Here is a 14,221-nt window from a genome sequence, read left to right on the forward strand (position 1 = left end):
TAGGACAACTCCAGCGCCGCCGAGGTGGACCAGCTCAAGTTCGACGTGGAGAACGCCCGCGCGCAATACCGCATGGCGGCGCTGGAGCTGTCCTACACGACGGTGGTGGCGCCGATCAGCGGCGTGATTGCCTCGCGTTCGATCAAGGACGGCAACTTCGTGCAGATCAACACGCCGATCTTCCGCATCGTCGATGATTCCAAGCTGGAAGCCACGCTCAACGTGCCCGAGCGCGAACTGGCCACGCTCAAGGCCGGCCAGCCGGTCACGCTGCTGGCCGACGCGCTGCCGGGCAAGCGCTTCACCGGCAAGGTGGACCGCGTGGCGCCGGTGGTCGATTCGGGCAGCGGTACGTTCCGCGTGATCTGCGCCTTCGGCGACGAAGCCGAGGCGCTGCAGCCGGGCATGTTCGGCCGCATCCGCATCGATTACGACCAGCGCGCCGACGCCCTGGTGGTGCCGCGCCTGGCGCTGCTGGAAGACGGCGACCCGGCGGTGTTCCGCGTGCGCGAGGGCAAGGTGGCGCGCGTGCCGGTGAAGCTGGGCTACGCCGAAGGCCAGTGGGTGGAAGTGCGCGAAGGCCTGAAGGAGGGCGACCAGGTCGTCACCGCCGGCAAGGTCGCGCTGCGCGACGGCACGCAGGTGCAGGTCATCGGCGAGCCGCAGGCCAAGGTCGAAGCCGCCACCGCGATCGCCCAGGGCGATGAAGGCAAGCGTTCATGACCAGCGCAGGCTCCGATCACGGCCGTGATCCGGCCTCGCACGCGCCCCCGGGCGCGAGCGGTGGCGGCCTGGTGGAATTCGCCACCCGCCGCCGCGTCACCATCGCGATGATCACCGTGACCATGCTGCTGTTCGGCGTGATCGCGCTGAACGGGCTGAAGGTCAACCTGCTGCCCGACCTGAGCTATCCCACGCTCACCGTGCGCACCGAGTACACCGGCGCTGCGCCGGCGGAAATCGAGACCCTGGTGACCGAGCCGGTGGAAGAAGCCGTCGGCGTGGTGAAGAACCTGCGCAAGCTCAAGTCGGTCTCGCGGACCGGCCAGAGCGACGTGGTGCTGGAGTTCGCCTGGGGCACCAACATGGACCAGGCCACGCTGGAAGTGCGCGACAAGATGGAAGCGCTCAACCTGCCGCTGGAGGCCAAGGCCCCGGTGCTGCTGCGCTTCAATCCGTCCACCGAGCCGATCATGCGCCTGGTGCTCTCGCCCAAGGGCGATGCGCGCGACGACGCCGAGGCGATCCGCCAGCTGACCATGCTGCGCCGCTACGCCGACGAGGACCTGAAGAAGAAGCTCGAACCGGTGTCCGGCGTGGCGGCGGTGAAGGTGGGCGGCGGCCTGGAGGATGAAATCCAGGTCGATATCGACCAGCAGAAGCTGGCCCAGCTCAACCTGCCGATCGACAACGTCATCACCCGCCTCAAGGAAGAGAACATCAACATCTCCGGCGGCCGCCTGGAGGAGGGTTCGCAGCGTTACCTGGTGCGCACCGTCAACCAGTTCGCCAACCTGGAGGAAATCCGCAACCTGCTCGTCACCACCACCAGCACCAGCGGTGGCGGCGCCGACGCGGCCATGCAGCAGATGTACGCGATCGCCGCGGCGACCGGCTCGCAGGCGGCGATGGCGGCGGCGGCCGAGGTGCAGAGCTCGTCGAGCGCCAACACCAGCAGCATCGCCGGCGGCCTGCCGGTGCGGCTGAAGGACGTGGCCGACGTGCGCCAGGGCTACAAGGAACGCGAGGCGATCATCCGCCTGGGCGGCAAGGAAGCCGTCGAGCTGGCGATCTACAAGGAAGGCGACGCCAACACCGTGGCCACGGCCGCGGCGCTGCGCAAGCGCCTGGAGCAGATCAAGTCGACCGTGCCGGTGGACGTGGAAATCACCACCATCGAGGACCAGTCGCACTTCATCGAGGAGGCGATCACCTCGGTCAAGCACGACGGCATGATCGGCGGCGTGCTGGCGATCCTGATCATCTTCCTGTTCCTGCGCGATGGCTGGAGCACGTTCGTGATCAGCCTGTCGCTGCCGGTGTCGATCATCACCACGTTCTTCTTCATGGGCCAGATGGGCCTGAGCCTGAACGTGATGTCGCTCGGCGGCCTGGCATTGGCCACCGGCCTGGTGGTGGACGACTCCATCGTCGTGCTGGAAAGCATCGCCAAGGCGCGCGAACGCGGGCTGGGCGTGCTGGAGGCGGCGATCGTCGGCACCCGCGAGGTGAGCATGGCGGTGATGGCCTCCACGCTGACCACCATCGCGGTGTTCCTGCCGCTGGTGTTCGTCGAGGGCATCGCCGGCCAGCTGTTCCGCGACCAGGCGCTGACCGTGGCGATCGCCATCGCGATCTCGCTGGTGGTGTCGATGACGCTGATCCCGATGCTGAGCTCGTTGAAGGGCCGTCCGCCGATGGCCTTCCCGGAAGAGCCGCCGCATCCGCAGTGGAAGCCGGCGCGCGGCTGGATGAAGCCGTTCGCGGCGATCCGCTGGCTGTTCGCCGCCGCGTTCCGCTACGGCTTCTTCGGCATCGCCTGGCTGGTGGTGCGCGCATGGCGCGGCGTGGTGTTCTTCGTCGCCCCGGTGATGCGCCGCTTCAGCGATGCGGCGATGTGGCCCTACCAGTACGCCGAGCGCGGCTACCTGCGCCTGCTGCCCGGTGCCCTGGCGCATCCGTGGCGCGTGCTGGGCATGGCGACCGCGATCTTCGTGGCGACCGTGTTCGCGGTGCCGATGCTGGGCGCGGACCTGATCCCGCAGCTGGCGCAGGACCGCTTCGACATGACCGTCAAGCTGCCCGCCGGTACCCCGCTGGCGCAGACCGACGCCCTGGTGCGCGAGCTGCAGCTCAAGCATGGCAAGGATGACGGCATCTCCGCGCTGTATGGCGTGTCCGGCAGCGGTACCCGCCTGGATGCCAACCCCACCGAGAGCGGCGAGAACATCGGCAAGCTCACCGTGGTGATGGCCGGCGGCGGCAGCCAGAAGCTGGAAGCTTCCGAGACCGAGAAGCTGCGCGCGACCATGGCCGGTCGCCCGGGCGTGCAGGTGGACTTCGCCCGCCCGGCGCTGTTCTCCTTCTCCACGCCGCTGGAAGTGGAGCTGCGCGGGCAGGACCTCGCCGAGCTGGAGCATGCCGGCCAGAAGCTGGCGGCGATGCTGCGCAACAACCGCCACTACGCCGACGTGAAGTCGACGGTGGAGGAGGGCTTCCCGGAAATCCAGATCCGCTTCGACCAGGAACGCGCCGGTGCGCTCGGCCTGACCACCCGGCAGATCGCCGACGTGGTGGTGAAGAAGGTGCGCGGCGACGTCGCCACGCGCTACAGCTTCCGCGACCGCAAGATCGACGTGCTCGTGCGGGCCCAGCAGAGCGACCGCGCCAGCGTGGAGGACATCCGCCGGCTGATCGTCAACCCGGGCAGCAGCCGTCCGGTGACGCTGGCCTCGGTGGCCGAGGTCGTGGCCACCACCGGCCCGAGCGAGATCCATCGCGCCGACCAGACCCGCGTGGCGATCGTTTCGGCCAACCTGCGCGACATCGACCTGGGCGGTGCGGTGCGCGAGGTCGAGCAGATGGTGAAGGCCGACCCGCTGGCCGCCGGCATCGGCATGCACATCGGCGGGCAGGGCGAAGAGCTGGCCGAATCGGTGCGCGCGCTGGTGTTCGCCTTCGGCCTGGCGATCTTCCTGGTCTACCTGGTGATGGCCTCGCAGTTCGAATCGCTGCTGCATCCGTTCGTCATCCTGTTCACCATCCCGCTGGCGCTGGTGGGCGCGGTGCTCGCCCTGCTGCTGACCGGCAAGCCGATCTCGGTGGTGGTGTTCATCGGCCTGATCCTGCTGGTGGGCCTGGTGACCAAGAACGCGATCATCCTGATCGACAAGGTCAACCAGCTGCGCGAGGAAGGCGTGGCCAAGCACGAGGCGCTGGTGGAAGGCGCACGCTCGCGCCTGCGCCCGATCGTGATGACCACGCTGTGCACGCTGTTCGGCTTCGCGCCGCTGGCCCTGGCGCTGGGCGAAGGCGCCGAGGTACGCGCGCCGATGGCGATCACCGTGATCGGCGGCCTGCTGGTGTCCACGCTGCTGACCCTGCTGGTCATCCCGGTGGTGTATGACCTGATGGATCGCCGCGGCGATGCCTACTACCTGGAACGTGGCCGGCGCATGCGCGCCCGCCACGGCGGGCCGGGCACGACGGGCGAAGGCGCCGGCGGCGCACTGGAGACGGCATGAGCATCGCCGAGTTCTCCATCCGCCGGCCGGTCACCACGATCATGTGCTTCGTGTCGCTGGTCGTGGTGGGCCTGATCGCCTCGTTCCGGCTGCCGCTCGAGGCGCTGCCGGACATCTCCGCGCCGTTCCTGTTCGTCGAGCTGCCGTACACCGGCTCGACCCCGGACGAGGTGGAACGCAACCTGGTGCGGCCGGCGGAAGAAGCGCTGGCCACGATGACCGGCATCAAGCGCATGCGCTCGGTGGCCACCGCCGATGGCGCCAACATCTACATCGAGTTCTCCGACTGGGACCGCGACATCGCCATCGCCGCCTCCGACGCGCGCCAGCGCCTGGATGCGATCCGCGACGACCTGCCCGACGACCTGCAGCGCTACCACGTCTACAAGTGGTCCAGCAGCGACGAGGCGATCCTGCGTGTGCGCCTGGCCAGCCAGGCCGACCTGACCGGCGCGTACGACATGCTCGACCGCGAGTTCAAGCAGCGCATCGAGCGCCTGCCGGGCGTGGCGCGCGTGGAGATTTCCGGCGCGCCGCCGAACGAGGTCGAGATCGCGATCAAGCCCGACCGCCTGAGCGCGCACGACCTGAGCCTCAATGACCTGAGCGAGAAGCTCGGCAAGCTCAACTTCTCGGTCTCGGCCGGGCAGATCGACGACAACGGCCAGCGCATCCGCGTGCAGCCGGTGGGCGAGCTGCGCGACCTGCAGGAGCTGCGCGACCTGGTGCTCAACAACAAGGGCCTGCGCCTGGGCGACATCGCCGACGTGCGCCTGAAGCCCACGCGCATGGTCTACGGCCGGCGCCTGGACGGGCGCCCGGCCATCGGCCTGGACATCTTCAAGGAGCGCAACGCCAACCTGGTGGAAGTCTCGCGCCTGGCCCTGAAGGAGGTCGAGGCGATCCGCAAGCAACCGGCGATGAGCGACGTGCAGATCAAGGTCATCGCCAACCAGGGCAAGGACGTGACCTCCTCGCTGGCCGAACTGGCCGAGGCCGGCGCGATCGGCCTGCTGCTGTCGATCACCGTGCTGTTCTTCTTCCTGCGCCACTGGCCCTCGACGCTGATGGTGACCCTGGCGATCCCGATCTGCTTCGCGATCACCCTGGGCTTCATGTACTTCGTCGGCGTCACGCTGAACATCCTGACCATGATGGGCCTGCTGCTGGCCGTCGGCATGCTGGTGGACAACGCGGTGGTGGTGGTGGAGAGCATCTACCAGGAACGCGAGCGCATGCCCGACAACCCGATCGGCGCCTCGCTGGTCGGTACCCGCAACGTCTCCATCGCGCTGAGCGCCGGCACCCTGTGCCACTGCATCGTGTTCCTGCCGAACCTGTTCGGCGAGACCAACAACATCAGCATCTTCATGGCGCAGATCGCCATCACCATCTCGGTGTCGCTGCTGGCGTCGTGGCTGGTGGCCATCAGCCTGATCCCGATGCTCTCGGCGCGCATGAAGACCCCGGCGCTGGTGAACTCCAACAAGGGCATGATCGCCCGCCTGCAGGGGCACTACGCCCGCCTGCTGCGCTGGACGCTGGAGCACCGGGGCTGGAGCGTGTTCGGCATCATCATGGTGGTGCTGGTCAGCCTGGTGCCGATGAAGCTGACCAAGGTGGACATGTTCGGCGGCGACGGCGGCAAGGAAGCCTTCATCGGCTACCAGTGGAAGGGCTCCTACACCCGCGAGCAGCTGAGCCAGGAGGTCGCCCGCGTGGAGGGCTACCTGGAGAAGAACCGCGAGCGCTTCCACATCGCCCAGCTGTACTCGTGGTACAGCGAGCAGGAAAGCGGCAGCACCGTCATCACCTTCGATACCGACAAGGTCAAGGCCAAGGACACCGCCGCGATCCTGGAGACGATCCGCAAGGAGATGCCACGCTCGGCGCGTGCCGACTACAGCATCGGCAACAACGGCGGCAACAACAACGGCGGTGGCAACGGCGTGCAGGTGCAGCTCGTGGGCGATTCGACCCAGGCGCTGCAGGAGATCGGCGAGGAAGTGCTGCCGCTGCTGGCCCAGCGCAAGGAACTGCGCGACGTGCACATCGACAACGGCGACCGCACCAGCGAGCTGGCGATCCGCGTCGACCGCGAGCGCGCGGCGGCGTTCGGCTTCAGTGCCGACGAGGTGGCCAAGTTCGTCGGCCTGGCGCTGCGTGGCTCTCCGATCCGCGAGTTCCGCCGCGGCGACAACGAAGTGCCGGTGTGGGTGCGCTTCGCCGGTGCGGAGAACACCAAGCCGGAGGACCTGGACAGCTTCACCGTGCGCACCAAGGATGGCCGCACCGTGCCGCTGCTGAGCCTGGTGGACGTGCAGATGCGCCCCTCGGCCACGCAGATCGGCCGCACCAACCGCCAGACCACCCTGACCATCAAGGCCAACCTGGGCGAGAAGGTGACCCAGCCCGATGGCCGCAAGGCCATGGAGGCGGTGCTCAAGAACATGAGCTTCCCGGCCGGCTACAGCTACACCTTCGACGGTGCCGACTACCAGGACGACGGCGAGGCGATGCAGCAGATGCTGTTCAACCTGGTGATCGCGCTGTTGTTGATCTACGTGGTGATGGCGGCGGTGTTCGAGTCGCTGCTGTTCCCGGCGGCGATCATGAGCGGCGTGCTGTTCTCGATCTTCGGCGTGTTCTGGTTGTTCGCGCTGACCGGCACCACGTTCGGCATCATGTCCTTCATCGGCATCCTGGTGCTGATGGGCGTGGTGGTGAACAACGGCATCGTGATGATCGAGCACATCAACAACCTGCGCCGGCGCGGCAAGAGTCGCACCGATGCGCTGGTGGAAGGTTCACGCGAGCGCCTGCGCCCGATCATGATGACCATGGGCACGGCAATCCTGGCGATGGTGCCGATCTCGCTGACCACCACGCAGATGTTCGGCGACGGCCCGCCGTACTACCCGATGGCGCGCGCCATCGCCGGTGGCCTGGCGTTCTCGACCGTGGTCAGCCTGCTGTTCCTGCCGACGATCTACGCCATGCTCGATGACATGAGCAGCGGCGCGGCGCGGCTGGTGCGCCGTGCACGCGGCAGGTCCGCGCGCGAAGCGGTGGCCTCGGCGATCGCCGGCTAGGAACAGGAACGGCCGCTTCCCGGGGGAAGCGGCCGTTGCCTGGATCCCCGCCGGATCAGGCTGCCCAGTTGCGGGCGATCACCACGTCGAGCTGCTGGCGCTGGGCATCGCTCAGGCTGGACAGGCTTGCCGGCACGCCGCCGAACCCCGCCATCGCCGACACCAGGCCATCTACCTGGCCCTTCTGCAGCGTGCGACCCGACGCATCCTGGAACAGGTCGACCTGGCTGGCCGGGTCGCTGTACCAGTTGCGCAGGGTGATGGAGCCTTCGCGCTGCGGGGCGGCCTTGCCGGCGACACTTCCGTTGAAGATGTTGCCGAAAACGTTGCCGCTGCCGAAGTTCACGCCGCTGATGCCCGAGGACCACCCGAAGACCGACTTGTCCTCGGAGGCCACCGCGTCCACGACCAGGTCCGCCCCGTCGCGGCGGAACCACAGTTGCTGGGCCTGGATCCCCGACGCGGTGGAGAACTCGACCCGATCAGTGCTGGCGCTGGCATCGCGATTGTCGATCACGTCAGCGCCGAAGGCGTTGTCGAATCGATAGGTATCGCTGCCACCGCCCGCGGACAACCGGTCGTTGCCCATGCCGCCGGTCAGGGTGTCGTTGCCGCTGCCGGTGACCACGCGGTCGTCGCCCATGCCGGCATCGACCAGGTTCCCGCCGTTGCCGGCGCTGATGCTGTCGTTGCCCATGCCACCGTACAGGCGGTTGCGACCATCGCCGGCACGGACGATGTCGTCACCCATGCCACCGTCCACGTTGTTGTCGCCCTGGCCGACGGTGAGCATGTCGTTGCCCATGCCGCCCTGGACGATGTTGTTGCCCGCGCCGGCATCGAGCGTGTCATTGCCCATCCCGCCGTTGAGCACGTCGTCTCCGGCACCGGTGGTCAGCACGTCGCGGCCGAGCCCGCCCACGAAATTCCGGCCCGCCGTCTTCGGCGTGATGGCCGGCGGCTGCGCGGTGCTCGCGGGGATATCGAACGGGGGCGGCAGGGGAACGGACGGCACCGGGGGCGTGGCCACTGCGGGCAGTGGCGGCGCAATCGCCGCATCCGCCGGCAGGGTCGGGACGATCGGCAGAGTCGGCAGAGTCGGCAGCGCTGGCAGGGCCGGCAGCGAGCTCACTTTCTGGCCGTTGAACCACACGCCGGATTCACCCTGCGGGATGTTCGCGGTGAGGCTGCGGGTCCGCTGGGCGAGACGCGCATTGAACTGGCGCAGCTGCGCCTGGAACTGGGAGAGGAAGTTGAACATGGTGTTTTTCCTTTGGACTGGGAGGTTGAACCGCCGGCCGCAGTGACCGTGCGGACGTTGCGTCTTTGGGGTCGGGGAGATCTCCTGGATGAAGGGGCGTTCCTGGAAGCGGGCGTCAGCGCTCGCGCGCGCTCTCGCTGATGCGTCGTTGCAGGGGCGAGAGGAAGTACTGGAGGATGCGGCGGCGACCCGTGCGGATTTCCGCGCGCACGCTCATCCCGGGCGCGAGTGCCAAGGGGGTGCCCTGCCGTGCGTCGAGCCGAATTCGAACCGCGTAGACGGGGCCGCGTTGCGGGTCGTTGATCGCATCCGGCGACCGCGCGGTGACGCGCCCGGTCAACATGCCGAATCGGGTGAAGTCGAAGGTGTCCACCTTGATGTTCACCGGCTGGCCGACCTGGACGAAGCCGACGTCGCGATTGGCGAGAAAGGCCTCGATCTCCGACGGCGCATCGGCCGGCACGATCTGCATGATTGGCTGGGCCGGCGTCACGACGGCGCCTGGCGCGGTCACCGCCAGCTGATGGACGATGCCGTCGACCGGCGCGGCCAGGCGGGTGGGGGCATCGCGCTGCCGCAGGCGGCGCAGATCCTGCTCATGGGCGGACAGGCGTTGCGCGGCCTCCTGCGCCTGCGCGAGCAGTTCGGCGCGGCGCTGCGCGTCGAACTGCTGGAGCTGCTGCAGCGCCTGCGCCTGGGCGGCCTGCGCCTGGGCAAGCCTGGCCTGCTGCGCGGCCAGTTGTTGCGCCTGCTCCAGCGCCACGCGCTCGCGTTCAAGCCAGGCATGGCGCGCGACATACTTGCCGGCCAGCAGGCGCTTGTAGTCGGCGGCCATCTCGCGGCTGATCGGCAGGCTCTGGCGCAGGGCATCGATGCTGGCGCGCGTGGCGACGACCTCGGCCTGGCGCTCGGCGACGGTTGACGCCGCGCCCGCGCGCGCCGCCTGCAGTTCGGCCTGCTGCGCCTGCAGGCGCGATTGCCACTGTTGGCGCGCGTCGGCCGGCATGTCCGGAAGCACCGGCGGCCCGGGCGCGCCGCCCTCGCTGGCCTGCAACAGCGCACGCGCGCGCGCCTCGTCCAGCGCGGCGACTTCCCGCTGCTCCTCCACCTTGGCCAGTTCCGACGCCGTCGCGCTGGGGTCGAATTCGACCAGCAGCTGGCCGGCGCGGACGCGCTGGCCCTCCTGCACGTGGACCTGGCTCACCACGGCGGTCACGTCGGTCTGGATCGGCTTGCTGCGCCCCACCGCCAGGACCATTCCCTCGGCCACGGAGACCACGTCCAGGCGGCCAAGCGTCGCCCACAGCAGCGTGCTGGCGGCCAGCAGGAGGATCGCGCCCAGCAGCCAGCGCGGCGCCGGATGCGGCGGGGTCTCGCGCAGGGCGTCCGCGGCGGGCAAGAAATCGCGCTCATGCGCCAGCAGGCGCGGCCCTTCCAATTCGCGGCGCTGGCGCCAGCTTTCGCGCCAGGCGTCGGACATCCGTTGCAGCGTGGCGGGCAGGGACATGGCTCAGCCCTGCTGCAGTTGCTGGAGGCGCGCGTAATGGCCGCCAGGCAGCGCGCGCAGGCTGTGGTGGTCGCCCTGTTCGACGATGCGGCCCTGGTCCATGACCACGATGCGGTCCGCGTCGCGCACCGCGCTCAGGCGATGGGCGATCACGATGACCGTGCGGCCTTGGCGGATGGTCCGCATGTTGTCGTGGATCACGCGCTCGGATTCGTAGTCGAGCGCGCTGGTGGCCTCGTCGAAGATCAGGATGCGGGGGTCGCCGATCAGCGCGCGGGCGATGGCGATGCGCTGGCGCTGCCCGCCAGACAAAGAGGTGCCATGTTCCTCGACCAGCGTGTCGTAGCCCTGCGGCAGCGCGGCGATGAACTCGTGCGCGCCGGCAGTTGCCGCGGCGTGCATCACGCGTTCCATCGAGGCGTTTGGCGCGGCCAGGGCGATGTTGTCGCGCACGCTGCGGCGGAAGAGCAGGTTTTCCTGCAGCACCACGCCGATCTGCGCGCGCAGCGAGGCGACATCGACGTTGGCCAGGTCGATGCCGTCCACCAGCACGCGGCCGTGGTGCGGTGAGTACAGTCGCTGCACCAGCCGGGTCAGCGTGCTCTTGCCGGAGCCGGAGGGACCGACGATGCCGATCATCTCGCCGGGCGCGATGGCCAGGTCGACGCCGTGCAGGATGTCCTCGCCCTCCGGACGGTAACGGAAGCGCACCTGCTGGAATTCCACCGCGCCCTGCAACGCGGGCAGCACCGTGCGGTCGGCGCGGCCGCCCTCGGGCACGGTGTTGAGGATGTCGCCGAGCCGTTCCATCGACACGCCGGTCTGCTGGAACTGCGTCCAGGACTGGGCCAGGCGCATGATCGGCTGGCCGATGCGCCCGGCCAGCATGTTGAAGGCGATCAGCTGGCCCACGCTCAGTTGCCCTTCGATGACCAGGCGCGCACCCAGCCACAGCGTGCCGACCGTCACCAGCTTGCCGACCAGCGAGACCGACTCGCCCGCGAGATTGGCCAGGTTCTGCGCGCGGAAGTTCGCCGCGACGTAGGCGGCCAGCCGTTCGTCCCAGCGGCGGGTGAACTGCGGTTCCACCGCCATCGCCTTGACCGTGTCGATGCCGCTGACCGTTTCCACCAGCAAGGCCTGGGTTTCGGCGTTGCGCTCGAAGCTGCGCTCCAGCCGGCGGCGCAGCACCGGCGTGATGCCGAGCGAGATCAGGACGTACACCGGGATCGACGCCAGTACCAGCAACGTGAGCCAGCCGCTGTAGAACAACATCACGCCGAGGAAGCAGACGGAGAACAGGACGTCGAGCAGCAGCGTCAGCGTGCTGCCCGTCAGGAAGGCGCGGATGTTCTCCAGCTCACGCGCGCGGGCGACCGAGTCGCCGACGCGACGCGACTGGAAATACGCCAGTGGCAGCGCCACCAGGTGGCGGAACAGCCGCGAACCGAGTTCCACGTCGAGCCGGCTGGCGGTATGGGCGAGCAGGTAGGCGCGCAGTGCCGAGAGCGCGCTTTCGAACAGCATCACGCCGAGCAGCCCGACCGACACCACGTCCAGCGTGGACAGGCCGCGGTTGACCAGCACCTTGTCCATGACGACCTGGAAGAACAGCGGCGTGACCAGCGCGAACAGCTGCAGCGCCAGCGAGGCGACCAGCACCTCGCCCAGCACGCGGCGGTGGCGCACGATGGCGGGGATGAACCAGGACAGGTCGAAGCGGGCCAACGCGCCGGTCAGCGAGGCCTGCGACTGCACGAGCAGCACACGGCCGCTCCAGTAGGCCTGCAGCTCGGCCGTATCGGCCGTCCAGGTGCGGCCATCGAGCGGGTCGTGCAGCAGCGTGCGCGAGCCGGCCGCTTTGGCCAGTACGAAGTATCGGCCGTGCCGGTCCAGGCCGATTGCCGGCAGCGGGGTGTGGGGGAGGCGTTCGGGCAGGATATCGACCGCCCGGCACTTCATGCCCAGGCGGCGTGCGGCGAGGACGAGTTCCGCGGCGGGTAGGCCGTCCCGGCTTGCGGCGACGTCCAGTTCGCGCAGCAGTGCTTCGTAGGAGGTGGTCACGCCGTGCAGCTGCGCCAGCGTCGCCAAACTCGCCGCGCCGGAAAGCAGGCGGGCATCGGAAGGCGAGGGAGTAGATGCAGCGGGGGCGTTCACGGGGATGCGGCCAGGAGGAGAGCTCGCATGCTAGGAACGTAGTGTGTTCACCGATATTGGATATTTCTCAGCCGCGCGGCCGGGGCGACGACGCACCGGGCATGGCGCGGCGAACATCGCGCAAGGAAAGGAAAAGGCCCGCGATTTTTCGATCGCGGGCCTTTTCCGGAGGGCTTTCGTTGACGCTCAGCCTTGCAGGCGATGCAGGATCTGCAAACCCGCCAACCAGACGCCGGTCATGCTTCCCAGGTTGGTCAGCAGGAAGGTCAGCACGACGCGCGAGACGCGGTTGCGGTACCAGCCACGAAGCGTCTGGGCGTCGTCGCGCAGGGTGAGGAAATCGCCATAGGCCGGCTTGCGCATGTGCACTTCCACCAGCGCGGCGAACGCGCCCGTCGGCACGCTCAGCCGGAACGGCTTGAAGGGGGCGACCACCGCGGCGGTGAGGATGCTCAGCGGATGGCTGCCGGCGATCAACGCGCCCAGCGCGGCCAGGCCGCCGGTGTACATCGCCCACTGCAGCAGCAGGTCGGTACCCATCGACAGGCCGCCGCGCCAGAAGCCCAGGCCAATGCCGGCGATGATCACCGCCAGGATGCCCAGCGTGATCCACGGGATGCGCCGGCGTTGCTGCACGAATTCCAGCTGCTCGCGCAGTACGCCCGGGTCCTCGGTGTCTTCGCCGAGGTGGCGCGCCAGGCCGGCGAGATGGCCGGCGCCCACCACCGCGAGCACTTCGCGCGGGCCCTGGCCGGCTTCCTCGCGCAGGCGCGTGGCCATGTAGCGGTCGCGCTCGGCGATGATGGTGTCGTACAGCTCGGGGCTTTCGCTGGCGAAATCGCCGAAGCTGGCTTCCAGCATGTCGCCCTGCTTGAGCTTCTCGATCTCCTCCTCGCCGACATCGTCGCTGGCGAACAGGCCGGTCAGCAGCCCGCCTGCGAGCTTGAGCTTGCCGAACAGGCCCAGCCGCGCCGAGGCGCGCTTGAAGGTAGTGCCCACTTCGCGGTCGATCAGGTAGACCGGCAGGTGCTGCGCCTTGGCCAGGCCGACGGCCTGCTTGAGCTCAGCCCCCGGCTCGATGCCCAGCTGCTTGGCCAGGCGCCGCTGGTAGGCGGCCAGCGCCAGGTTGGCGGCGAACAGCGCCACGCGGCCCTTGCGGATCACCTGCACCAGGTCGAGCTTGGACAGCGCGTCCGGGTCGGTCATGGCCTGCAGGCGCTGGGTGTCCAGCTCCACGGCCACGGCGTCGAAGCGGCCGCTGTCGATGGCCTTCTCCACGGCGGCCACGCTGGCCTGGGAAACGTGCGCGGTGCCCAGCAGGGTGTAGCGCACGCCGTCGCGTTCGACGATGCGGTGCGGCTGGCCCGACAGCAGGTCGTCGTGCTCGGCGTTGAACGAATGTTCCATTACTTCACTTCTTCCGCGGGAGGTTGGTCGGCGCCGGGGCCGAGCGGGCGTTGCATCTGCACCGTGTCCAGCCAGCGGCCGTGCTTGCGGCCCAGGCCCTTGAAGATGCCGACCAGGTGGAAACCGAAGCGCTCGTGCAGCTTGATCGAGGCGGTGTTGGTGGGCTCGCCGATCACCGCCACCATCTGCCGGTAGCCGCGCGCCACGCAGGCGTCGATCAGGCCCTGCATCAGCGCGCTGCCGACGCCGCGGCCCTGGCAGCCGTAGTCGACGTAGACCGAGTTCTCCACGGTCCACTGGTAGGCGACGCGGGTGCGGTAGGTGTTGGCGTAGGCGTAGCCGACGACCTTTCCGTCGAGTTCGGCCACGAGGTAGGGAAAGCCGCGGCCCTTGATGTCGTCCATGCGGCGGTGCATTTCCGCCTCGTCGGGCACCTCGTACTCGTAGGTGTTGACGTAGTCGGTGACCTCGACCGCGTAGATCGCGGTGATGGCCGGGATGTCCGAGGCCAGGGCCTCACGCAGTTGCACGGTCACGGGCGCGGCTTCCCTCG

General features: G+C 68.7%; 7 protein-coding genes and 1 pseudogene. 3 read left to right on the plus strand and 5 right to left on the minus strand.

All coding sequences use genetic code 11. The features are described from left to right. Positions 1-12 precede the first annotated feature (12 nt). The 3 genes and pseudogenes from ARC20_RS01025 to ARC20_RS01035 form a co-directional block, all read left to right on the plus strand. A pseudogene (locus tag ARC20_RS01025) lies at positions 13-723 on the plus strand (efflux RND transporter periplasmic adaptor subunit); the annotation flags it as partial. Beyond that, the gene (locus tag ARC20_RS01030) at positions 720-4,244 is read left to right on the plus strand and encodes an efflux RND transporter permease subunit (protein WP_057643001.1); all 3,525 of its coding nucleotides are present in this window, start codon (positions 720-722) and stop codon (positions 4,242-4,244) included. The pseudogene ARC20_RS01025 and the gene ARC20_RS01030, both read left to right, overlap by 4 nt. Then, entirely contained in the window at positions 4,241-7,336 is a 3,096-nt protein-coding gene (locus tag ARC20_RS01035; protein WP_057643003.1) for an efflux RND transporter permease subunit, read from the plus strand. Before ARC20_RS01030 ends, ARC20_RS01035 begins: the two co-directional genes overlap by 4 nt. 55 nt (positions 7,337-7,391) lie before the next feature. On the opposite strand, the gene ARC20_RS01040 is transcribed toward ARC20_RS01035, so the two are convergent. From ARC20_RS01040 to ARC20_RS01060, 5 genes are all read right to left on the minus strand, one after another. Beyond that, complete coding sequence (locus tag ARC20_RS01040; RefSeq protein ID WP_057643007.1) at positions 7,392-8,597, minus strand: calcium-binding protein; 1,206 nt, start codon at positions 8,595-8,597, stop codon at positions 7,392-7,394. 115 nt (positions 8,598-8,712) lie between these two features. Next, entirely contained in the window at positions 8,713-10,104 is a 1,392-nt protein-coding gene (locus ARC20_RS01045) for an HlyD family type I secretion periplasmic adaptor subunit (protein WP_057643010.1), read from the minus strand. Positions 10,105-10,107: 3 nt separating this feature from the next. After that, on the minus strand, positions 10,108-12,261 hold the full coding sequence (locus ARC20_RS01050; protein ID WP_057643013.1) for a type I secretion system permease/ATPase: 2,154 nt from the start codon (positions 12,259-12,261) through the stop codon (positions 10,108-10,110). Positions 12,262-12,447: 186 nt separating this feature from the next. After that, positions 12,448-13,668, minus strand: a complete 1,221-nt coding sequence (locus ARC20_RS01055) for a TraB/GumN family protein (protein ID WP_057643015.1) — start codon at positions 13,666-13,668, stop codon at positions 12,448-12,450. Further along, positions 13,668-14,204, minus strand: coding sequence for a GNAT family N-acetyltransferase (locus tag ARC20_RS01060; protein ID WP_057643019.1), 537 nt, complete (start codon positions 14,202-14,204; stop codon positions 13,668-13,670). Before ARC20_RS01060 ends, ARC20_RS01055 begins: the two co-directional genes overlap by 1 nt. Positions 14,205-14,221 lie beyond the last annotated feature (17 nt).

It is taken from the genome of Stenotrophomonas panacihumi (assembly GCF_001431645.1).
GTDB lineage: Bacteria > Pseudomonadota > Gammaproteobacteria > Xanthomonadales > Xanthomonadaceae > Stenotrophomonas_A > Stenotrophomonas_A panacihumi.